Consider the following 21,916-nt stretch of genomic DNA (forward strand, 5'->3'; position numbering starts at 1 on the left):
GACCCTATGCGGCGCGGCGGGCGCGCGAACGCCCGCCGCGGGGGCGGTGGTCGGCTCAGCGGGGGAGCACCGTCATGGGGACGCGGTCGGGGTGGGCCACCGCGGAGGCCACCTCGCGAGGGGTGTGGCCGGGAACGGGCCGCAGCTGCCAGCGGGCGAGGATCGTGGCCAGCGCGATCGTCGCCTCCGTCCAGACGAAGGCGTCGCCGATGCACTTGCGGTTGCCCGCGCCGAACGGGATGTACGCCTGCCGCGGGATCTCCGCCCGGCGCTCCGGCAGCCAGCGGTCGGGGTCGAACCGCTCGGGCTCCTCGTACAGATCCGGGCTCCGGTGCATGGCGTAGAGGCTGAACGCCACTTCGGTGCCGACGGGCAGGCTGTGCCCGCCCAGTTCGACAGGGGCGGTGGTACGGCGCATCAGCATGGTGACGCCGTGCAGCCGGATCACCTCGTCGAGCACCCGCCGGACCGCGACCAGCCGGGGGACGTCCTCGATGGCCACCGGGCGGTCACCGACGACCTCCTCGATCTCGGCCACCAGCTGCTTTTCGACGTCCGGGTGGCGGGCCAGTTCGTGGAAGGTCCAGGCGAGCGTCGACGCCGTGGTCTCCGCCCCGGCGAAGAGGATCGTGCTCAGCTCGTCCCTGACCTCCGTGTCGGTCAGCGACTCGCCGGTCTCGGTGTCGCGGGCGGCGAGCAGCACGGTCAGCAGGTCGTTGCGGTCGGTGGGCCCCGTCTCCCGCGTGGTGGCGACGACTTCGTCGATCACCTTCCGCAGGGTCGCGGCCGCCGTGTCGAAGTCGCGGTTGGCGCGGATGGGCAGCCGGTCCAGGAACTTGGGGGAGGCCGCCCGTATCAGCATGTTCTTCAGGACGACGGGCAGGTTCTCGCGCACCGCCTCCACCGCGGGCAACCCGATGTCCAGGGAGAACAACGTCGAGGCGAGCGTCTCGATGGCGTACTCGGCCATCGCCTGCTCCAGCTCGATCTCCTGGCCGGCCGTCCAGGAGTCCGCCAGGGCGCGGGCGTTGTCGCTCATGATCTCGGCGTACGCGGTGATGCGCTGCGGGTGGAACATGGGCTGGATCAGCCGGCGGTGCTTGCGGTGCACCTCGCCACCGGCCGTGGCCAGGCCGTTGCCCGCGAGCGGGCGCAGCCGGTCGAAGAGCCTGCCCTTCTCGAAGCTGCGGGCCTGTCTGACCGTCACCTCGTGGATGAGCTCGGCGGACGTGGCGATGTAGACGGGCATGGTGCCGAGGTTGACCTGGACCAGGTCGCCGGTCTCCCGCAGCGAGGTCAGGAAGCCGAGGGGATCGCGCCACAGCTTCAGGGCGTGACCGAGGAGGGGGACGGCGCCGGGGGCGCGGGGAACGGAGGCCACAGCGGATGTCACCGGAGAGTCCTTTGCTGCGGGAGGGCCGAGGCGGCCGGGAGGCTCCACCACCAGGCGATCACGGGGATGTCGAGCGGTTCGGTGCCGGCGTCGGTGGGCCGGTCGCTGAAGGCCGACGGCATGTGCGCCGGGTCGTCCGGCGTGGTGTAGCGCACGGAGCTGATGCCCCAGTCCTGGGCGCCCCGGATGAAGCTGGCCAGGCTCGCCAGGTACCGGCGCAGCTGCGGGCTCCCGTTCCGCGAGAGGTGCTCGGTGAGCCGCAGAAAGAGGCACATCACCCGGTCCCGCTGCGCGATGGCGGTGGTCAGGGCGTCCTGCGGGGTGAGCTTCTCGTGGTGCTCCAGGACACGCAGGACGTTGAGGTAGTAGCCCGAACCGGCCTTCTCTTTGTGGTACGAGAAGATGTCGTTGTCCCAGGTGATGATGAACGACGCCATCTCGGCGGCGGCGCGCACCGCCGTGTGGTCCCGTTCGTGGGGCTGGAGTTCGTAGCCGTACCCCATCTCCAGCATGGGCAGCACCACGGAGGTCGCTCCGTCGTACAGCCGCATGAGGGTGTAGTCGTTCAGGTCGGGCACGGTGCCCGCGCGGCGGTGGGACGCCTCCCAGACGACGGAGAAGAAGTACTCGCGCAGGGCGTCCACCCAGCGCGCCGCCTGCCCGGCGGTGCCGTACCGGTCGACGCGCATGCGCAGGTCGCGCAGGCCCGCGGCGAGGGGGTCGTCCTGGAGGAGGGGGGCTTCGGGGTTCTGGGCGACCCGGAGCAACTGGTGCAGGAGTCCGGCGAGGTCGCCCGGCCGGTGGCCGAGCTCGCCCTCCTCGCAGTGTCCGTCGTCCACGCCGAAGAGCCACAGCACGAAGTCCGAGAGGAGGGACACCACTTCCTCGCGGCCCTCGGGGAGGATGCGAGCGCAGAACGTGCCGATGTCCTGGCGGACAAGGCGCCCGCGCAGCTCCTCGGACCCGATGCGAAACGTTTCCGCCCAAGCGGCCGTCTGTACGTCTATCTCCGCGTGGCGGGCATGTATCGCCGGGGGAATGGGGGAGTAGAGCGGCGGAACGATGAGCCCGGGGCCCACTACGGCCTCCCTCTGGTCAGGGGGTGACGCGTGAGGTCGGCGGTGTTGCCGCCCCACGCGTCTCGTTCACCCCAGAGTGATCAACTGTGGCGCATCGTAGTGACCGGATTCCGTTCATCCAATAGGACAATCACCCAGGTAAACGGCGGCTCTTACGTGGTCATCGCCCTCGCCGGAAGAGCGACTTCCACCACGGCACCCGCGCCGGACGCTCCAGTCCAGCCGTGGCCGGTACGGCCACCGGCACCGCTTCCGGAAGCGGGCCCGGCATGGTGGAGGCGAAGTCGGCGGGCTTCCTCCCGTTACCCTCCAGCGCCTCCTGTGGTGGCGTGAACCGTACGGGCAGCGCCTCCATCCGCTTCGACAGCCACGCCGCCCGCGACCGCAACTCGCCCTCCGCCACGGCCAGCTGGAGATCCGGAAGCCTCGCCAGCAGGGTGTCGATCCCGGTGTCCGCGATGGCCCGGCCGATGTCCTGCCCCGGACACTCGTGCGGACCGCTGCTGAACGCCAGATGGGCCCGGTTGCCCTGGAGGGGGGTCGTCGGATCCGGCCGGATCGCCGGGTCGACGTTCCCCGCCGCGAGCCCCAGCAGCAGCATGTCGCCCGCCTGGATCCGCTGACCACCGAGGACGGTGTCACCCGTCGCCCACCGGCCCGTGATCGCGGACAGCGGCGGATCGTCCCACAGCACCTGCTCCAGCGCGTCCGGCAGCGTCATGTGACCGCCCGCCAGGCTGGCGCGGAACCGGCGGTCGGTGAGCACCAGGCGCAGGGTGTTCCCGATCAGGTTGACCGTGGTCTCGTTGGCGGCGACGAGCACCAGCCGCAGATGCTCCAGTACCTCGTCGTCGGAGAGCCCGGCGGGGTGGTCGATGAGCCGGCTCGCGAAGTCGTGCCCGGGACCGGTCTTCTTGCGCTCGGCGAGCGTGCGCAGCGTCGTGACCACGAACTCGTTGCTGGCGAGGGCCGTTTCCGTGCCCTTCATCAGGTCGAGGGCGGCGTCCACCAGGCGGGGCCCGTACTCCTCCGGCATGCCGAAGAGCTGCGTCATCACCAGCATGGGCAGCTTCTCGGCGAAGTCGCCGATCAGATCGGCCTCCCCGGCCGCGGCGAACGAGTCGACCAGCTGGTTCGTGTACCGGATGACGTAGCGGCGGATGCCCCGGCGGTCGAACTGGTCCAGACCGTCCCGTACGGCCGAGCGCAGCCGGTCGTGCTCCTCGCCGTCCGCGAAGACGCAGATCGGCTGCCACTCCACCATGGGCCGCAGCGGGGAGTCGGCGGGAACGCGGTTCTCCCGGAACATGCGCCACAGCCGCGAGTCGTTCGAGAACCGCGACGGCGAGCGCATCACCTCGAGGTTCTCCCGGTGCCCCAGCACCAGCCACGCCGGCAGGTCGCCGTGGAGGAGCACCGGCGCCACCGGGCCGTGCTCCTTCCGGAGCGCTTCGTACAGGGCGCTCGGGTCGGCCTCGGCGACCGGGCCGTACAGCCGGCGCAGCTGGTCGGGGGCCATGCCATGCGCCGGGCAGCCCGGCGGCGGGGCCGGGAAGGAGCCGGTGGTGTCGGTGGTGTGAGGGTGCGGCGTGGTCATGACGCCTCCTGCGTCGTGGCGAGGGTCTGGAGGTAGCGCATCAGCGTCATCAGGACGTCCTTGGCGGAGCCGCGCTCGCGCGCGTCGCACGGCAGGATCGGCACCGAGTACGGCAGGTCCAGCGCCGTGCGCAGCTCCTCCACCGGGTACGTCGGCGCGTCCGGGAAGGAGTTGACGGCCACCACGAACGGCACCCCGCGCTCCTCCAGCCGCCCGATCACGTCGAAGCTGACCTCCAGGCGGCGCGTGTCCGCCAGCACCACCGCGCCCAGCGCTCCCTCGAACAGGCCGCGCCACAGGAACCAGAAGCGCTCCTGGCCCGGCGTACCGAACAGGTAGAGCACCAACTGGTCGTTGATGCTGATGCGGCCGAAGTCCATGGCGACCGTCGTCGACGTCTTGCCGTCGACCCCGGAGGTGTCGTCGACGCCGACCCCGGCCTGCGTCATCGTCTCCTCGGTCGTCAGCGGCCGGATCTCGCTCACCGAGCCGACCAGCGTCGTCTTGCCGACGCCGAAGCCGCCCACGATGACCACCTTCACGGCGGTGGTGGCCGTCGCGGGCAGCACGTCCTCGCTCCGCGGCCCGCGCGCCACCGGCGCGCCTGCCTGCTCAGAGCCGTACTGCTCAGAGCTTCTGAAGTCCATCGATCACTGCCTCAATCAACGCGCGGTCGGGGAGTCGGGCGGGTGGGACGGGGGCGCGGGCGACGACCCGGTTGTCGGCGATGAGGTCGCCGAGCAGGACGGTGACGACACTGACCGGGAGGCCCAGGTACGCGGAGATCTCGGCGACCGACAGCGGTGCCTGGCACAGCTGGACGATCGCCGCGTGCTCCGGCTGCATCCCGGGCCGCACGCCGGACCTGGCCACGATCAGCGTGACCAGGTCGAGGGCCGCGGCGGCCGCGGAGGCTCCGCTGCGGCCGCCCGTGATGACGTACAGCCGCTCGGGGCTCGTCTCCTCCCAGTCCGCGCCGGTGGCGCCGCCTCCGCCGCCCGCGTCGCTCACTCGGCGTCCCGGCGCGGCGGACTGCTCAGGTGCTCTCCGATCCGCAGTACGAGGTCGCGCATGCGCTGACCCATCAGCCCGGCGTCGACGCCCTCGTCGGCGAGCACGGCGAGATACGCACCGGTGCCCGCCGCCATCAGGTAGAAGAAGCCGCCGTTCATCTCGATGACCACCAGCCGCATCCGGCCGTCGCTGCCGGGGAGTTCGGTGGCGACCGCGCCGGCCAGCGACTGCAGGCCGGCACAGGCGGCGGCGAGCCGGTCCGCCGTGTCGTCGTCCGTGCCGTACTGGGCCATGCGCAGACCGTCGGCGGAGAGCACGACCACGTGCCTGGTCTGCGGCACGCCTTCCGCGAGATCCTTGAGCATCCAGTCCATATTGGCCTGCTGCTTGATCATGGCTGAGTGTTCCCCTTGCTTGCGTCGGTGGGCTCCCCGGTCAGGCCGCTCTGGAACGCGGCCAGCCACATTCCGGGTTGCACCTGAGGTGAGGGCTCCTGGTCGGGAGCGGCGGTGGGCGTCGGCGGCGCCGACGCGGCGGGTGTGCCGGACGCGGCCGGTGCGGCGGGCGTGCCCGGTGCGGGCTTCTTGCGGCGCCGCTGCGGCAGCCCGTTCGGGGTGCGCGCGGTCACGGCCGGCGTGTGGTCGTCCGCGACGGGGCCGGTGGCGGCGGCACGCGCGGCGGAGGAAGCGGCGGTGGTGCCTCCGGCGGGAGCGGCGGCGGGATCGGCGGCCGGCCCCGGCAGGGCGGGCGCCTCCGGCACCGTCGTCCGGGGGACGGACGAGGCGCCGATGCCGTGGGCGAGGCCGCTCGCGGAGGCGACGGTGGTGATCAGCTCCTGCGGCACCACCACGACGGCCCGGACACCGCCGTACGCGGACGGGCGCAGCGAGACCTGGAAGCCGTACGCCTGCGCCAGCCGGCCCACCACGGCGAGGCCGAGGCGCGGCGTCTCACCGAGGTCGTTGAGGTCGATGCCCTGCTGGGCCTGGCGCAGCATGCGTTCGGCCCGCTTGCGGGCCTCCTCGCTCATGGAGACGCCGCCGTCCTCGATCTCCACGGCGATGCCGGACTGCACCTCCACGGCGGTCAGATGGACCTTGGTCTGTGGCGGCGAGTAGCGCGTGGCGTTGTCGAGGAGCTCGGCGAGCGCGTGGATCAGCGGCTCGACGGCCGGGCCGGTGACGGCCACCTCGGTCACGGAGTGCAGCTCCACGCGCTGGTAGTCCAGGATCCGGGACATGGCGCCGCGCAGCACGCTGTACAGGGGCACGGCCCGGCTCCACTGGCGCCCGGGGCGGGCACCGCCGAGTACGGCGATGGAGTCGGCGAGCCGGCCGATCAGCGCGGTGCCGTGGTCGATGCGCAGCAGATCGCCGAAGACCTGGGGGTTGTTGCCGTGGCGGTCCTCCATCTGCCGGAGCTCCTGGGCCTGCTGGTGCACGATGGCCTGAACCCGTCGGGCGATGTTCACGAAGGCGCGCTGCGCGGACTCGCGCAGGTCCTCCTCGGCGACGACCGCGTCCACGACGACGCGTACGACCGCGCGGTGCTCCTCGGGCGCGGTGAGCGAGGCGAGCACGTCCTCGGGGAACTCGCCCCGGCGCAGCCGCTCGACGGCGTCCGGCAGCAGGGTTCCGGCCAGGTGCGCGGTCTCGGCGTTCCGGCGGGCCAGGGCCGTATCGCGGGCGGCGACGGAGCGCTCCAGCTGTTCGATCACCCGCCCGCGGCGGGCCGCCTCGGCGCCCATGGCGGCGAGCGCGAGGGCGGCGACGGCGCCGATGACACCGACCGGTACGCGCGCCGGTGCGGAGACCAGGGCCACCGTGACACCTGCGGCGACGGCGGTCAGAGCGGCGGGCAGAAGCCACACGAAAGAGGCCGCGGACCGCGGGCTTCCACTTCCGGGCGACGATTCCTCACGGACCATCAGCACCCTCAAACCCATCGAACGAGAAAGATCATATGACGACGGGCGGGAGCATAGCCCCTGGAAGTCAAGGCTATTGACGGCGGGTCACGCCTTTGGCGCGATCTGTATGCGGCGGCCCGCGTCCATGCGCGGCCGCGAACATAACCGGAGGAAACGGCTCCGCCCTTATCGTCCGGACATGTGCAAGGGGTGGGGCGTTACCGGGCGGGCCGGGGGAGCCGTCCCCTCCGGGGCCGCCACCGCGGCTCGCTTCGACGACGGGCGCTTCGCCGTCGCGCGAGGCCGCACGACCTCGACCCCGCCGGTGCGCGCCCGGACGGCGCGGGCGCGTGCTGTACGTGGTTCTGTCGGTTCTGTCGGTTCTGCCGGGGTCGGCCAGTCCGCTGAACCGGCCCGGCGTCATCGTCCCCCCGCCTGTCGGCGGCTTCCTCGGCTCGATCGGCGCGATCCCGCTGTGGTGGGTGGGGCTCAGGGTGTTCCCGGGCGTCAGCGGGTACGTGTCCGCAATCCAGGCCGGCGTGTATTCAGGGTTTCCTGAATTCAGGTTCGCCTGTATCTTTTTCGGCGTGCTGACCCTCGCCTCGGACATCGAGACCCTCGCCCGCTTCGGCCGCGCCCTCGCCGACCCCATCCGCTGCCGGCTCCTGCTCGCGCTGCGCGAAGCGCCCGCGCACCCCGCCGATCTGGCCGAGCAACTCGGCATCTCCCGTACGCGCCTGTCGAACCACCTCGCCTGCCTGCGGGACTGCGGCCTCGTCGTCGCCGTCCCCGTCGGCCGCCGCAGCCGGTACGAGCTCGCCGACCCCCGGCTCGCCCGCGCCCTGGACGACCTGCGCGCCGCCGTGGTGGCCGTCGCGGCGGACGCGACGTGCCCGGACGCCGACGACAAGGGGTGCTGCTGATGGCGACCGCCACCCTGACCGCCGACCGCCGTGACCGGCTGGCCCGGCGCATACGCCTGCTGGTGGCGGCCACCATCGCCTACAACGTCGTCGAGGCGGTCGTCGCGATCACCGCCGGAACCGCGGCCTCCTCCACGGCCCTCATCGGCTTCGGGCTGGACTCGATCGTCGAGGTGTCCTCCGCCGCCGCCGTGGCCTGGCAGTTCTCCGCGCGGGACCATGCGGTGAGGGAGGCCCGGGAGCGCACGGCGCTGCGCGTCATCGCGGTGTCGTTCTTCGCCCTCGCCACGTACGTCGCCGTCGACGCCGTCCGCGCTCTGAGCGGCACGGGCCACGCCGAGGAGTCACTCCCGGGCATCGTCCTGGCGGCCGCCTCGCTGGCCGTCATGCCGTTCCTGTCCGCCGCCCAGCGGCGCACGGGACGGGAGCTGGGGTCCGCGTCGGCCGTCGCCGACTCCAAGCAGACCCTGCTGTGCACGTACCTGTCGGCCGTCCTGCTGGCGGGCCTCGCCGCCCACGCCCTGCTCGGCTGGTCGTGGGCGGACCCCGCCGCCGCGCTCGTCATCGCCGCGGTCGCGGTGAAGGAGGGCCGGGACGCCTGGCGCGGCGACGGCTGCTGCGCCCCGGCCGCCCCGGCCACCCCGCAGGCCGCGCAAGCCACGGAAGTCGCCGACGTGTGCGGCGGGTGCTGCACCCCCGTTCGGGACGCCTAGCTCTCGTAGGGCTCAGCTCTCGTAGGGCTCGAAGACGCCGAGCTGCTGCATCAGTCCGAGGTCGTCGATGTTCCACCAGCTCTCGGTGATCTTGCCCTCCTTGCAGCGGAAGGTGGCGTGGCCGGTGCCGGAGATGTCCCGGTTGGTGGGCTCCAGGCCCCGGTACTGGCCGATGTGGCGGCCCGTGTAGGACATCCGCATGCAGACCAGGTCGCCCTCAGCGACCAGGCTCTCGATGGTGCAGGTCGGCGAGAACGCCTCCACGATCTCCTGGTTCTCGGCCTTGGCCCGCTCCAGATCGACGTCGTACGACGACAGCGACGGGTCGTGCTCGCGGTAGTCGGCGGTGCACAGCTCGTCCGCCGCGTTGGTGTTCCCTCGGTTGACGACCTCCTCCATGAACCGCTCCACCACGATCTTGTTGAGCTGCTGGTCCCCGACGACGTCGAGGTCCGTGAACGACGGCTCGCCGTCGCAGAGCTCCATCAGCTGCTGGTAGATCCGGTTGGTCTCCGGCAGGTTCGAGTTCCTCATCGCCTCCTCGTACGAGGGGAATTCCACGATCTCGACGACGTGCGTGCCGTCGGAGCGGTCCCGGCCGACGATGGAATGGGTGGCCGTCCGCTTACCCTCCGTCGCCTGGATCCACTGGTCCATCAAGCCGCGTAGTTCATCGACCCTGTCCGTCTTGAGGTCGATGACCTGGACGAATGACATGGTCCCTCCTGCCGCTCGGATCACTCGGGCACCTTCAGAATATGTCTGATATGCGGCAGATGTTCGGTCGAGCCGCCCGCCCGCCGGGAACCGGACCCTCCGCCCAGCTGAACGCGGCGGCTCCGCCGTCCGTACCCAGGGGCGGACGCGTCCCCCCGGTAGCCGGCCCGGCATCCGGAGTCCGAACCAGCCGCAGGAGCCACTGAGTTGACCCACAGGCGCATCACCAAGAGAAAAGCCGTCCTCGCAGGAGCCGCCGCCACCGGCGTCGTCGCCGCGGCGATCCTGCTGCCCAACGCCAACGCCTCCCAGGACGGCTCGGGACCCGGATCCGGCTCCCAGGCGGTCATCCCGCAGAAGATGACCGCCGCCGCCGCGGCCGGCCTCGCGAAGAAGCTGGGCGCCCGGCTCGGGGACGCCTACGGCGGGGCGTACTACGACGCGGGGAAGCAGCAGCTCATCATCAACGTCGTCGGCGACGACAACGACATCGATGTCGAGGTGGCCCAGGCGGGCGCGGTCCCCCGCGAGGTGCGCAACAGCACCAGAACGCTGACGTCCGCCGCGCGCACGCTCAGCCGCGAGGCGACCATCCCCGGCACCGCCTGGGCCGTCGACCCGCGCACCAACCAGGTCCTCGTCACGGCCGACCGCACCGTCACCGGCGACCGGTGGGACCGGCTGGAGACGGCCGTGAAGTCGCTCGGCGACGGCGTCGCCCGCATCCAGAAGTCCAAGGGCGAGTTCAAGCCCTTCGCCGACGGCGGCGACGCCATCTTCGGCGGCGGCGCCCGTTGTTCGCTCGGCTTCAACGTCACCACGCAGCAGGGGCAGCGCGGCTTCCTCACCGCCGGGCACTGCGGGGTCGCCGCCGAGCAGTGGACCGACGAGAACGGCGCGCAGCTCGGTACCGTCCAGGCCGCCACCTTCCCCGGCGAGGGCGACTTCGCCCTGGTCACGTACGACGACCCCGGCGCCGACGCCCCCGACGTCGTCGACGTCGGCGGCGGCCGCAAGGTGCCGATCCGGGGCGCGGCCGAGGCGGCGGTCGGCCAGGAGGTGTTCCGCATGGGCAGCACCACCGGCCTGAGGGACGGTCAGGTCACCGGTCTGAACGCCACGGTGAACTATCCGGAGGGCACGGTCACCGGCCTCATCCAGACCACCGTCTGCGCCGAACCGGGCGACAGCGGTGGCGCGCTGTTCACCCGCGACGGCGCCGCCGTCGGCCTCACCTCGGGCGGCAGCGGCAACTGCGACGTGGGCGGCGAGACGTTCTTCCAGCCGGTCACGACCGCGCTCGCCGCGGTCGGCGCCCGCCTGCCGTGAGACGCGGCGCCCGTGCCCGTACGGTCAGGGCGGTGACACCCGCAGCCGTACGGGCACGGCCGCCGCAGGCACCCGCGGCAGCCGCAGCCCGCCCCGGCCCGGGGTGAGGGAGCCCAGCACACTCGCGTGCCGGGCACCGGTGCACGCCGGTACGGTGCCGGGCAGCCCGTGGGCGGTCAGGAATCCGAGAACCGCGAAGGCATACGCCTCCTTGGCCGCCGACGGCAGCCCCAGCGCGTCCGAGTCCCGCACCGGGATACCGCCGAGCGCCGTGCGCAGCCGGGCCATCAGGACCGGGTTGCGGGTGCCGCCGCCCGAGGCGATGACCTCCGTCGCCCCCGCCGACCGCACCGCGTCCGCCACCGTACGGGCGGTCAGCTCGGTGACCGTGGCCAGCAGGTCGCGCGGGGAGGGGGAGCCACGCCCGTCCCCGCCCAGGGCGGCCAGCAGGTACGGCAGGTGGAACAGCTCCTTGCCGGTCGTCTTGGGCGGCGGCGCCGCGTAGTACGGTTCCGCCAGCAGCCGCCGCAGCAGCTCCGCGTCGACGGCGCCCCGGGCCGCCAGGGCGCCGTCCTCGTCGTACCGCAGCCGGCCGCCCGTGACGTGGTGCGCGGCCGCGTCGATCAGTGCGTTGCCCGGGCCCGTGTCGAAGGCGAGGGGCGCGCCCGGCCCGGCCGCCACCGTGAGGTTGGCGATGCCGCCGAGGTTGAGCGCGACCGGCACGCCCGGGCGGCCGCGCAGCCACAGCACGTCCACGAGGCTCACCAGCGGCGCGCCCTGCCCGCCGGCGGCGACGTCCCGCGTGCGCAGGCCCGAGACCACCGGGAGGCCGGTCGCCTCGGCGATCCAGGCCGGCTCGCCGAGCTGCAGCGTGCCGCACACCCGGCCGCCCTCGACCCAGTGGTGGACGGTCTGCCCGTGCGAGACGACCAGCTCCGCCCGGCCGCCGCACAGCTCGCGGCAGGCCCGCACGGCGAGGGAGGCGAACGCCTGCCCGATGCGCGTGTCCAGCGCGCACACGTCCTTCATGGTCGTGGCCGCCGGGGGCAGCGCGGCGGCCAGCGCGGCCCGCAGCCCCTCGTCGTACCCGGCCCTCACCATGCCGAGCGGGCGCAGGACGACGGTGTCCCCGTCGAGCGCCAGATCGGCGGCGGCCGCGTCGACCGCGTCGTACGACGTGCCCGACATCATCCCGATGACCCGCACGGCTCCACTCCCGTCGTCGGTCGCGTGTTTGTCCGGCGTGCCGGCCGCGCGTCAGTCGCGCAGGGCGCGGCGGTGGTCGTCGCCGCGCAGTCCGGCCAGGGCGAGCGCGCTCACGGCGCAGGTGGCGGCCACGTAGTACGCGGGGACGTCGACGTCGCCGGTCCGCTCGACCGCCTCGGTGACGAGGAGGCCCGCGCAGCCGGAGAACACCGCGTTGGAGAGCGCGTACGCCAGCCCCAGACCGGTGTAGCGGACGTACGTGGGGAACATCTCGGCGAGCATCGCCGGGCCCGGGCCCGCCATCAGCCCGACCACCGCGCCCGCCGCCACCACCGCGAGGCCCTTGGCCGCCGTCGCGGCCGCGGGGTCCTGCAACAGGTCCAGCAGCGGGAAGGCGAGCAGCACGGCGAGGACGGCGCCGGCCACCATGACCGTCCGCCTGCCCACCCGGTCGCTGAGCGCGCCCGCCGGGAGGATCGTGGCCGCGAAGCCCAGGTTGGCGAGGACGGTGGCGGTCAGCGCCTGCTGGAACGTGGCGTTCAGCGTGGTCTGCAGGTACGACGGCAGGACGACCAGGAAGGTGTAGCCGGCCGCCGACCAGCCCATGAGCCGGCCGACGCCCAGCGCGACGGCCCGGACCGCCTCGCGCGCGGGAGCGGCCGGCGGGGCCGCCTCGCCTCGGACGTGGCCCCGGAACGACGGGGTCTCCTCCAGCCGGAGCCGCAGCCACAGCGCCGCGAGACCCATCGGCAGCGTCAGCAGGAACGGCAGCCGCCAGCCCCAGGAGTGAAGCTGGCCGGACGACAGGACGGCCGCCAGCAGGGCGGCCACGCCCGCACCCCCGAGCAGGCCGAGCGCCACCGTGAACGACTGCCACGCCCCGTACAGGCCCCTCCTGCCCGGCGGGGCGGACTCCGTCATCACGGAGACGGCCCCGCCGAACTCGCCCCCCGCGGACAGCCCTTGCACCACGCGCAGGAGCGTGAGCAGCCACGGCGCCGCCGCGCCCAGCGTCGCGTACGTCGGGAGCAGGCCGATCAGCGTGGTCGCGCCCGTCATCAGCAGCACGGCGAGGACGAGGGCGGGGCGCCGCCCGGCGCGGTCGCCGATGCGGCCGAAGAGGGCCGCGCCGAGCGGGCGGAAGAAGAAGGCGAGGGCGAAGGACGCGTACGTCCTGACGAGCGCCTCGGCGCCGCCCCCGCCGCCCTCCCCGCCGACGCCGCCGGGGCCGGCCGCCCCCGGGCTGAAGAAGTGGGCGGCGATGATCGTGGCGAAGTAGCCGTAGATCCCGAACTCGTACCACTCGATGAAGTTGCCCACCGAGCCCGCCACCAGCGCCCGGCGGGAGCGCGGCGGCGCGGCTCCGGTGGGTGGTCCGGTCGCTGCGGTCGCCGGGCCGGGTGCGGGCTGCCTCTCCATGACTGTTCGTTACATCACCGCGGCGGACCGCTGTCAACGACGTTCACCGGGGCGGTGCGGCGAACCGGTCGAGCAGCGCGTCCAGCCCCGCCGCGAGCCCCTCCTCGCCCGCCCGCTCCGCCAGGGCGGGCGCCGCGGCGCGCAGGCGGGGCAGCTCGTCGGCGGGCATCCGGTGCAGCCCGAACCGGATCGCCGGCTCGGGCTCGTCGGGGCTGTCCACCACGGCGGTCAGCTCCACGAGGGCGTACCCCAGCGTCCAGGCCGTCACGGCGCGGTAGGCCAGCGGCGCCCGGTCCTCCTCGACGCCCGAGCGGGCGAGGAGCGCCAGGACGTGCTCGTGGGCGCGCAGCACGGCGCGGGGACGGCGCGACAGCGGGACCGCCAGCATGCGGGTGGCCAGCAGCGGGACGACCTGCGGATGGCGCAGCGAGAGCCGGTGGAGGCCGAGCGCGGTGCGGTGCAGCTCGGCGCGCCAGTCTGCGCCGTCACGCCCGCGCCCCGGGGGCTCCAGGGGTTCCAGCGGACCCAGCGCGTCCAGGAGCTCGGTGAAGAACGCCTCGACCAAGCCGTCGAGCAGGCCCTCCTTGCCGTCGGCGTACCGGTACAGGGCCATCGCCTCGACCCCCAGCTCGGCGGCGAGCCGCCGCATGCTGAGCGCGGACAGGCCCTCGCGGTCGACCAGCGCGAGGGCGGTGGCGAGAACGAGCTCCCTGCTCAGCCGCCCGCGACGGCGCCGCCCCGGTCCTGCCTGCTGGGGCATCCCACGCCTCCGGGGGTTCTCTTGACCCTCCCGACATACAGGGGCAAAGTGTCCATATACGTCGTAAATATAGCCTGTATGGGCGTATCGGGTCCTGTGGAGGCGAGAGAAGACCAGCGGCAGGTCACCGTGGAGACGATCACACGCCACAAGAAGGGGCTCACGCCCATCGGACGTACGAGCCGCCGTGTGCACCGCCTGATGGTCTGTTACGTCCTGTTCGTCATCCCGCCCACGATCGTCTACCTCCTGGTGCCCACCCGGCACACCAGCATGTGGGCGCTGATCGGCCTGTCCGGCGTCGCGGCGATCCTCGTCGGGATCCGTATCCACCGCCCCGCCCAGCGGTGGCCGTGGCTGCTGCTCGCCGCCGCGAACCTCACCTTCATCGCCGGTGACACCACGTACAACCTCCTCGAGGCGGTGTACGGCCAGACGAACCCCTTCCCGTCACTGGCCGACGTCTTCTACCTCTCCACCTATCCGCTCTTCGCCGCGGGCGTCCTCGGCTTCATCCGCGCGCGGTGGCAGGGCCGCGACCTCGCCAGCCTGCTCGACGCGCTGATCCTCACGTCCGGGCTCGCCCTGCTGTCCTGGGTGCACCTGATCAACCCGCTCGCCCTCGCCGAGAGCGAGACCTGGGTGGAGCGCGCGGTGGCCATCGCGTACCCCCTCGGTGACGTGCTCGTCCTCGCCATGGTGGTCCGGCTGCTCACCCTCGGCGGCACCCGCGAGCGGTCCGTGCAGCTGCTCGCCCTCGGCACGGTCGGGATCCTCACCTCCGACGTGCTCTACGGGCTGCTCCAGCTCCAGGGCACCTGGCAGGTCGGCACCTTCATGGACCTGGGCTGGGTGGTCTTCTTCACCGCCTGGGGCCTCGCGGCCCTGCACCCGTCGATGGTCCGCCTGACCGAACGGGTGCCGCAGCCCGGGCCGGGGATCGCCAAGCGGCGCCTGGCGGTTCTCGCCGGGGCCTCCCTCATCGCGCCGGTCATGCTGCTCTCGGAGGCCCTGCTCGGCAGCGTGCGGGACGCCGCCATCATCGCCGTGTTCTCCGGCGTCATGTTCCTGCTGGTCATGGCCCGGCTGTGGGAGCTGGTCTCGGAGCACCGCAGGGCCGTCACCCGGGAGCGCAGCCTCCGCCTGGCCGCCGCCTCGCTCGTCGGGGCGGTCACCCCGCAGGACGTCGCCGAGTGCGTCGAGGGCGCCGCGGACGCGCTGTTCGGCGAGGGCGCACACCACCGGTCGGTCCTCCTCGTCGTGGACGCCGACGGCAACCTGCGGCCCGTGTCCACCCCGGAGCACGGGTGGGTGTGGGAGCTCGCCCCGGAGAGAGACCACGGGCCGGAACGGCCCCCGGACCACGGGCCGGACCACGGGCCGGACCACGGGCCGGGCCAGGGGTCGGGCCAGGGGTCGGGCCAGGTGTCCGACCGGGAGCCGGCCCCGGCGCCGGAGCCCCACCCGCCTCCGGAGCCCGTCCCCGGCCTGGGCCCGGACCCCACGCTCCTCCCCGGCCCGCCGCTCGACGACGACGCCCGTCACCACGACCACGACCACGACCACCACCACCACCACGCCGGCGATCAGGCCGCCGAAGCGCCGGGCCCCGCCCCCGGCAGCCGCCGCGTCCCGGCCCCCCTCACCGGCGGCACCCGGCTCCTCGACACCGCCGAGCTCGGACCCGGCGCCGCCGCCGCGCTCGCCCCCTCCACCCGAGCGCTGCTCTGTCCACTCGCCCTCCAGTCGCCCGACTCCCTCGAGCCGGCGATGGGCGCCCTGCTCGTCGCGGGCCCGGCCCGCGAGCTCGACCAGCTGGCCGTGTCCGTCGAGTCCCTCGCCTCGCAGGCCGCGCTCGCCCTCGAACGCGTCGGCTTCAGCGAGGAGATCAACCGCCGCAGGAGCGAGGCGTACTTCCGCACGCTCGTCCACAACGCCTCCGACGTCATCCTGATCCTCGACGACGACGGCACCGTCCGGTACGCCAGCCCCTCCGCCCAGGTCATGTTCGGCACGCTCGTCGGCGCCACCCCGCTGCTGCGGCTCGTCGACCCCCGGGACCGCGAACGCGCCCTGCGCATCCTCGCCCGCGTACGCGACGAGGACTCCAGGGACGCCCACGACGACTGGCGCGTCCTGCGCACCGACGGCGAACGGCTCGACGTCGAGGTGCGCTGCAGCAACCTCCGCCACGAGCAGACCGTGCACGGCATCGTGCTGACCCTGCGCGACGTCACCGAGCAGCGCCAGCTGGAGCGGGAGCTCACCCACCGCGCCTTCCACGACTCGCTGACCGGCCTGCCCAACCGGGTCCTGCTGCTGGAGCGCATCGAGCGCGCGCTGCTGCGCGGCCGCCGGGACGCCACCCTCACCTGCGTCCTCTTCGTCGACCTCGACGACTTCAAGGTCGTCAACGACATGATGGGCCACTCCGTCGGCGACGAACTCCTGGTCGCGGTCGCCCGCCGGCTCACGTCCGCGCTGCGGCTCAGCGACACCGCCGCCCGGCTCGGCGGCGACGAGTTCGGCGTCCTGATGGAGGGCGCCAGGACCCCCGAGGACGCCGACCGGCTCGCCGCCCACATCGTCCAGGCCCTCGGCCGGCCCTTCCGCCTCACCAGCGGCTCCACCAGCGTCTCGGCCTCCGTGGGCGTGGCCACCGCCGAGGACGGCGAGGAGGCCGAGGAGCTCCTCGGCCACGCCGACCTCGCGCTGTACGCCGCCAAGACCGCCGGCAAGCGCCAGTGGCGGCGCTACCGCCCCGACCTGCACGCCGGCATGGTGGAGCGCCACGAACTCCAGGAGGGCCTGGACCGGGCCATCACGGAGGAGGCGTTCGCCCTGCGCTACCAGCCCATCCTGGAGCTGGTCAGCGGCGAGGTCACCGGCTTCGAGGCGCTGATCCGCTGGCCGCACAGCCACCGGGGGCTCGTCCCGCCCGACCAGTTCATCACCCTCGCCGAGGAGACCGGCCACATCACGGCGCTCGGCGCCTGGGTCCTCCAGCGGGCCGCCGGCGACATCGCCCGCTGGCAGCGGGCCTGGCCCCGGACCGACCCCCTCTACCTGAACGTCAACGTCTCCGCCCGCCAGTTCCTCGATCCGTCCTTCGTCGACGACGTACGCCGCGTCCTCGACACCTCCGGCCTGGCGCGCGGCTCCCTCGTCCTGGAGATCACCGAATCCGTCCTGATGCGCAGCGACGAGCACATCCGCACCGCCCTGCGCACCCTCAAGGAACTCGGCGTCTCCATCGCGATCGACGACTTCGGCACCGGGTTCTCCTCGCTCAGCTATCTGCGGGAGTTCCCCATCGACGTCCTGAAGGTCGACAAGTCCTTCATCGACGACATCGTCACCGACGGCCAGCAGGTCGCCCTCGTCGAAGGCATCGTCCGCATCGCCGACGTCCTCGGCCTCCAGGTCATCGCCGAGGGCATCGAGAACCCCGGCCAGCGCGACCTGCTCGCCGCCATGGGCTGCCGCCACGGCCAGGGCTACCTCTTCGCCCGGCCCATGGCGGCCGACGAGGCCGAGCGGTACCTCCTCGTGCCCCAGGACACGGGCGGGCAGCAGGGGCGCGAGGGGCTCGCCCCCGCCGGCCGCGGCCCGGTCGGCGCACAGCTCACCCGCTCCGCCATCCGCGCCGAACAGCGCATCGGCGACCTCGGCCGCCTGCAGAAGACCAGCAGGATGTGCGACGCCGTCATCGACGAGGTCCACGGGCGCCGCATCCGCGTCGGCGACCACTGGCTCGTCGACTTCGCCTCCTGCAACTACCTCGGGTTCGACTTCGACCCCGAGATCATGGACGCCATCGCCCCCTACGTACGCCGCTGGGGCACCCACCCCAGCTGGTCCCGGCTCATCGGCAACCCCCGCCTCTACACCGACATCGAGGAGCGGCTCGCCGGCCTCCTGCGCGCCCCGGACACCCTCCTCCTGCCGACCATCACCCTCATCCACGGCTCGGTGATCCCGGCGCTCGCGGGCGGCGGACTGGTCTGCGTCGAGGCGCGCGCCCACCGCACCATGTACGACGGCTGCGTCGTCGCCCGCGGCCAGGGCGCCTCGGTGCAGCGGTTCCACGCCGACCAGCCGGAAGAACTCGACCGCCTGCTCGCCACCGCGCCACCCGGCGTGCAGCGCCTCGTCTGCCTCGACGGCGTGAACAGCATGACCGGCAACCTCCCCGACCTGACCACCCTCACCTGCGTCTGCCGCTCCCACGACGCCCTGCTGTACGTCGACGACGCCCACGGCTTCGGCATCATCGGCGAGCGCACCCCGGACGAGACGTCGCCGTACGGCTCCCTGGGCAACAGCATCGTCCGCCACCTCGGCGAGAGCTACGAGGGCATCGTGATGGTGGCGGGCCTGTCGAAGGCGTACTCCTCGCTGCTGGCGTTCGTCACCGCCCCGCCCGACCTGAAGGCCCATCTGAAGGTCGCCGCCGGGCCCTACCTCTACTCCGGCCCCTCGCCCGTCGCCTCCCTCGCGACCGCGCTCGCGGGCCTCGACGTCAACGAGCGGCGCGGCGACGCCATCCGCGCCGACCTGTACCGCAAGACGCACCGCGTCCTCGACCACATCCGCGCCCTCGGCGTCGCCACGCCCAACACCGACGGACTGCCCATCATCGAGGTGCCGCTCGCCGACAGCTGGGACCTCGACGCCGTCGGCGACTTCCTCTGGGAGCACGGCGTCTACGTGACCCTCGCCGCCTACCCGCTCGTCCCGCGCAGCCAGGTCGGCTTCCGCGTCCAGATGACCGCCCTCAACACCGACGAGCAGATCGACCAGCTCAACGCCACCCTCACCGAGCTCGCCGACCGCTTCCCGCTCAAGCAGGCGGGCGCCCGCGCCGAGCCGGACGGCGTCCTGGGCGGGTGGCGGGCGTGAGGCCGGCACCCGGGGAGCGCGCCCCCGACCCGCGGTTCGACGACGGGCAGGTGCCCCACTACCGGGGGCCGGGAGCGGGACCCCGGCACAACCGCGAAGCGGACTGGGACCGGTGGCCCGTCGCCGCCTACCTCACCGAGAACTACCGGCGCATGCACAGCTCGGACGCGACGGTCCTGCGCCATCACTGCGCCTTCTACCGGCGGCTGCCGGCCGACGGCATCGGCCGCTCCCTGGAGTTCGGCGCCGGGCCCAACCTCTACCCGCTGATGCCGGCCGCCGCCGTCGTCCGCCTCATCGACGCCTTGGAGCCCGGCGCCGGCAACGTCGCCTACCTGGCCGGGCAGCTGGAGCACCCCGACGAGAGCTGGCAGACCTTCTATGCGCTGTGCCGCGCCCTCGACCCCAGGCTCCCCGCCACGCTCACCGAGGCCCTGTCCCGGGTGCGCATCCTGCACGCCGACGCGACGGCCGTGCCCGAGGGCGCGTACGACCTGGCGTCGATGAACTTCGTCGCCGAGAGCGTCACCGAGGACGCCGACGAGTTCGCCGAGCTGTGCGGCATGTTCATCCGCTCCGTACGGCCCGGCGGGCACCTCGTCGCCGCGTTCATGGAGAACATGCCGAGCTATCAGATCGGCGGCGGCCTCGTCTGGCCGGCCTTTCCCGTCGACACGGAAACCGTCCGGCACGTCTTCGCCCCGCACACCGCGCGGCTGGTGGTCACCCGGGTCGACAAGGACCCGACCCTGCCCGACTACGGGGACACGGGCATGGTGCTGCTCCAGGCGGTACGCGGACCCCGCGACCGGCTCAGCTGAGCAACTCCTCGTAGAGGCGCGCGTACTGGGCCCCGAACCGCTCCGGCGCGAAACGCTCCTCCATCGTCGCCCGGCCCTGCTCCGACAGCACCTGCCACCAGTGCGGGCGCTCCAGCAGCTGGCGCAGCAGATGGCCCGTGCGGCGCGCGTCGCCGATCGGCGCCCGCAGCACCGTGTCACCGAGCGCCGCGAACTCCGGATGGTCGCTCAGGATCACCGGGCGGCCGGTGCTCAGCGCCTCCAGGACGGTCAGCGGGATGTCCGTCCTGTCGGTCAGCTCCCACGGCACGTGCAGCAGCACGTCCGCCGACGCCACCAGGGACCACATGTCGTCGACGTACCCGAGGACCTCCACGTCCCGCAGCCCCTCGCGCTCCGCCAGGGCGCGCACCTCGTCGTCCAGCGCCCGCCCGTTCTCCCCGGGGCGGGCGCGCAGCGCCAGCGTCAGCCGGAACCGCGCTCCGGCGCGGGCGGCCACCGCGGCCGCCCGTACGGCCTCCTCGGCGCCACCGCCCCGCCCGTGACATCCGGTCACCAGCACCTTCGGCGTCGGCCCCGTCGGGCGGGGCATCAGCGGCCACTGGTCCAGCCGCACCACCGGGGGGACGACCACCACCGGGCCGAAGCCGGCGGTGCTCAGCTGCCGCGCGGTCGCGGAGGACAGGGCCGCCGTCCGGCCGAGCGGCCGCGCGCGGCGCAGCAGCCGTGCGTCGCGGACGCCGGTCACGGTGTGGAGCACCGGCCTTCCGGCGAGCAGCGGCGACCACAGCCGGGAGCACAGGGGATAGGCGTCGCCGATGGCCAGGACCACGTGCACCAGGTCGACGCGGCGCGCCAGTACGGCGGCGGCGACGGAGATCTGCAGGTGCTGGCGCAGCCGTGGAACGCCGTCGAGGGAGAGGACGGGCACCGCCCGCCCGGGCGGGACGCGGGGATCGCGCCGCGGCGCGCCGCGGCGCGGCCACCGGGCGAACCACGTGAACTCGACGCCCGGCACGGACTCCCGGAGGGCGGCGGCCAGTTCGGTGTCCGCGTCGCTCCGCCCGTCGAGCGGCACGCCGGTGAGCAGCAGGACGCGCGGCCTGCGGGCTCTAGCGTCCATGGCCGGGCTCCCTTCCCGGCAGGACGGCTGGGCCGTGGGACCACGCGCCGGTCTCTTCGACCCCGCCCGGCGCCGGAGGCGGCGGCGCTCTGGTGATCGGCGACGGGCGGGGCGGCTCGGTGCGCCGGCCGGGGACGAGGCCGGGAGTGCAGTGGCCGGGGGTGGCGCGCCCGCCGTTCCCGGCCCGGCGGTGTGGGCGCCGGACCCGGAACGGCACGGCCGCGATACCGGGCCCCGCCCCCGCGCCGGTGCCGTCCAGCCCCGGAACGGACACCGGTACGGCGGCGGCGGGCCGCGGCACCGCTTCCCCGCCGGTGGCGCGGGCGGGCGACCGCATCCGCCCGGAGCCCCGCGGCCACCCGACCGCGACCGCGACCTCGGTCGCGTGGAACAGGAGCACGGCGGCGACCGCCAAGAACAGCACCGTGGCCGTCCCCGCCGGACGCGCGGCCACAGCGGCCACGGCGGCGGTGGCGGCGGTACCGCCCACCGTGCGGGCCCTGCGCGTCCGGGGGATGGAGACGACGGCCACGGTGGCCCCCCACTGGCTCCGTGTCCGTGCACGGCCCGGAAGGTCCCGGGCCGGAGGGAAAGACGGGTTCAGCGCCGCGCGTGCGAGCGCCGCGCGAGCGCGGTCGGCAAAGCCGCCTGAGCTACGTGAGCGACTTGAGCTACTTGAGCGGCTTGGGCCGCCTGAGGTGCCTGAGGTGCCTGAACCGCCTGAGTCGTCAGGATCGCCTGGGCCGTCGGAGTCGTCCGCCCGGCGACGGGAGCCCGCCGGGTGCGGGACCACACGGGCCCGGCGGCGGCGGGGTGCGGCACACGGCCGGCGTACGGCGGCGCGGCGTGCGGTGGCGGCGAGGACCAGCCGGTCGGAGGCCCTACGGGCCGGGCATGCGGCACCGGGGCCCGTGGGGGGCGCCGCGGAGGAACGGCTCCGGGAACCCGCGGCGGCAGGCCAGTCCGTCGCCCGCCGCAGCGGGTGCGGAGCGAACGGCGCCGGACAGTGGCCGGCCGGGAACGAGGACACGA

At 73.6% G+C, this 21,916-nt stretch carries 18 protein-coding genes; 5 read left to right on the forward strand and 13 right to left on the reverse strand.

Features of this window, described 5'->3' with window-relative positions; genetic code table 11:
- Positions 1-55 precede the first annotated feature (55 nt).
- From ACZ42X_RS21245 to ACZ42X_RS21275, 7 genes are all read right to left on the reverse strand, one after another.
- On the reverse strand, positions 56-1,393 hold the full coding sequence (locus tag ACZ42X_RS21245) for a cytochrome P450 (protein WP_468292198.1): 1,338 nt from the start codon (positions 1,391-1,393) through the stop codon (positions 56-58).
- Positions 1,390-2,472 carry a selina-4(15),7(11)-diene synthase gene (locus tag ACZ42X_RS21250; RefSeq protein WP_468292201.1) on the reverse strand — a complete coding sequence of 361 codons (1,083 nt, stop codon included), beginning with the start codon at positions 2,470-2,472 and terminating at the stop codon, positions 1,390-1,392. Before ACZ42X_RS21250 ends, ACZ42X_RS21245 begins: the two co-directional genes overlap by 4 nt.
- A gap of 160 nt (positions 2,473-2,632) precedes the next feature.
- The gene (locus ACZ42X_RS21255) at positions 2,633-4,069 is read right to left on the reverse strand and encodes a cytochrome P450 (RefSeq protein WP_468292204.1); all 1,437 of its coding nucleotides are present in this window, start codon (positions 4,067-4,069) and stop codon (positions 2,633-2,635) included.
- Positions 4,066-4,716 (reverse strand): GTP-binding protein, encoded by a 651-nt coding sequence (locus ACZ42X_RS21260; RefSeq protein WP_468292206.1) that lies wholly within the window; start codon positions 4,714-4,716, stop codon positions 4,066-4,068. Before ACZ42X_RS21260 ends, ACZ42X_RS21255 begins: the two co-directional genes overlap by 4 nt.
- A complete protein-coding gene (locus ACZ42X_RS21265) occupies positions 4,697-5,080 on the reverse strand; it encodes a DUF742 domain-containing protein (RefSeq protein ID WP_468292209.1) in 384 nt (127 codons plus the stop codon). The genes ACZ42X_RS21260 and ACZ42X_RS21265 overlap by 20 nt, the downstream gene beginning before the upstream one ends.
- Entirely contained in the window at positions 5,077-5,478 is a 402-nt protein-coding gene (locus ACZ42X_RS21270; RefSeq protein ID WP_355366355.1) for a roadblock/LC7 domain-containing protein, read from the reverse strand. Before ACZ42X_RS21270 ends, ACZ42X_RS21265 begins: the two co-directional genes overlap by 4 nt.
- Positions 5,475-7,010 carry a sensor histidine kinase gene (locus ACZ42X_RS21275; protein WP_468292442.1) on the reverse strand — a complete coding sequence of 512 codons (1,536 nt, stop codon included), beginning with the start codon at positions 7,008-7,010 and terminating at the stop codon, positions 5,475-5,477. The genes ACZ42X_RS21270 and ACZ42X_RS21275 overlap by 4 nt, the downstream gene beginning before the upstream one ends.
- A 569-nt stretch (positions 7,011-7,579) precedes the next feature.
- Here ACZ42X_RS21275 and ACZ42X_RS21280 point away from each other — a divergent pair.
- Both ACZ42X_RS21280 and ACZ42X_RS21285 read left to right on the forward strand, forming a co-directional pair.
- Positions 7,580-7,915, forward strand: a complete 336-nt coding sequence (locus ACZ42X_RS21280; RefSeq protein ID WP_468292212.1) for an ArsR/SmtB family transcription factor — start codon at positions 7,580-7,582, stop codon at positions 7,913-7,915.
- The gene (locus tag ACZ42X_RS21285) at positions 7,915-8,628 is read left to right on the forward strand and encodes a cation efflux transmembrane domain-containing protein (RefSeq protein ID WP_468292215.1); all 714 of its coding nucleotides are present in this window, start codon (positions 7,915-7,917) and stop codon (positions 8,626-8,628) included. The genes ACZ42X_RS21280 and ACZ42X_RS21285 overlap by 1 nt, the downstream gene beginning before the upstream one ends.
- Before the next feature lie 12 nt (positions 8,629-8,640).
- On the opposite strand, the gene ACZ42X_RS21290 is transcribed toward ACZ42X_RS21285, so the two are convergent.
- Positions 8,641-9,345, reverse strand: a complete 705-nt coding sequence (locus tag ACZ42X_RS21290; protein ID WP_468292218.1) for an ester cyclase — start codon at positions 9,343-9,345, stop codon at positions 8,641-8,643.
- A 207-nt stretch (positions 9,346-9,552) separates the two neighbouring features.
- On the opposite strand from ACZ42X_RS21290, the gene ACZ42X_RS21295 reads away from it, so the two are divergent.
- Positions 9,553-10,674 (forward strand): S1 family peptidase, encoded by a 1,122-nt coding sequence (locus ACZ42X_RS21295; protein ID WP_468292221.1) that lies wholly within the window; start codon positions 9,553-9,555, stop codon positions 10,672-10,674.
- Positions 10,675-10,698: 24 nt separating this feature from the next.
- On the opposite strand, the gene ACZ42X_RS21300 is transcribed toward ACZ42X_RS21295, so the two are convergent.
- From ACZ42X_RS21300 to ACZ42X_RS21310, 3 genes are read right to left on the reverse strand one after another with little or no spacing between them, the layout of a single operon-like run.
- Positions 10,699-11,880 carry an anhydro-N-acetylmuramic acid kinase gene (locus ACZ42X_RS21300; protein WP_468292224.1) on the reverse strand — a complete coding sequence of 394 codons (1,182 nt, stop codon included), beginning with the start codon at positions 11,878-11,880 and terminating at the stop codon, positions 10,699-10,701.
- A 51-nt stretch (positions 11,881-11,931) separates the two neighbouring features.
- Entirely contained in the window at positions 11,932-13,299 is a 1,368-nt protein-coding gene (locus ACZ42X_RS21305; protein WP_468292227.1) for an MFS transporter, read from the reverse strand.
- Positions 13,300-13,342: 43 nt separating this feature from the next.
- Complete coding sequence (locus ACZ42X_RS21310; RefSeq protein ID WP_468292229.1) at positions 13,343-14,059, reverse strand: TetR/AcrR family transcriptional regulator; 717 nt, start codon at positions 14,057-14,059, stop codon at positions 13,343-13,345.
- Positions 14,060-14,188: 129 nt separating this feature from the next.
- Between ACZ42X_RS21310 and ACZ42X_RS21315 the strand changes: the two genes are divergently transcribed.
- Both ACZ42X_RS21315 and ACZ42X_RS21320 read left to right on the forward strand, forming a co-directional pair.
- Positions 14,189-18,961: an aminotransferase class I/II-fold pyridoxal phosphate-dependent enzyme gene (locus ACZ42X_RS21315; RefSeq protein WP_468292232.1), complete on the forward strand. Its 4,773-nt coding sequence runs from the start codon at positions 14,189-14,191 to the stop codon at positions 18,959-18,961.
- Positions 18,958-19,782: a class I SAM-dependent methyltransferase gene (locus ACZ42X_RS21320; RefSeq protein ID WP_468292235.1), complete on the forward strand. Its 825-nt coding sequence runs from the start codon at positions 18,958-18,960 to the stop codon at positions 19,780-19,782. The genes ACZ42X_RS21315 and ACZ42X_RS21320 overlap by 4 nt, the downstream gene beginning before the upstream one ends.
- Here ACZ42X_RS21320 and ACZ42X_RS21325 read toward each other — a convergent pair.
- Together ACZ42X_RS21325 and ACZ42X_RS21330 are read right to left on the reverse strand one after the other, a co-directional pair.
- The gene (locus tag ACZ42X_RS21325) at positions 19,775-20,884 is read right to left on the reverse strand and encodes a glycosyltransferase (RefSeq protein ID WP_468292238.1); all 1,110 of its coding nucleotides are present in this window, start codon (positions 20,882-20,884) and stop codon (positions 19,775-19,777) included. The genes ACZ42X_RS21320 and ACZ42X_RS21325 overlap by 8 nt on opposite strands.
- Positions 20,874-21,416, reverse strand: coding sequence for a hypothetical protein (locus ACZ42X_RS21330; protein ID WP_468292241.1), 543 nt, complete (start codon positions 21,414-21,416; stop codon positions 20,874-20,876). Before ACZ42X_RS21330 ends, ACZ42X_RS21325 begins: the two co-directional genes overlap by 11 nt.
- Between the last annotated feature and the right edge of the window lie 500 nt (positions 21,417-21,916).

Source organism: Streptomyces sp. NPDC030862 (genome assembly GCF_055571835.1).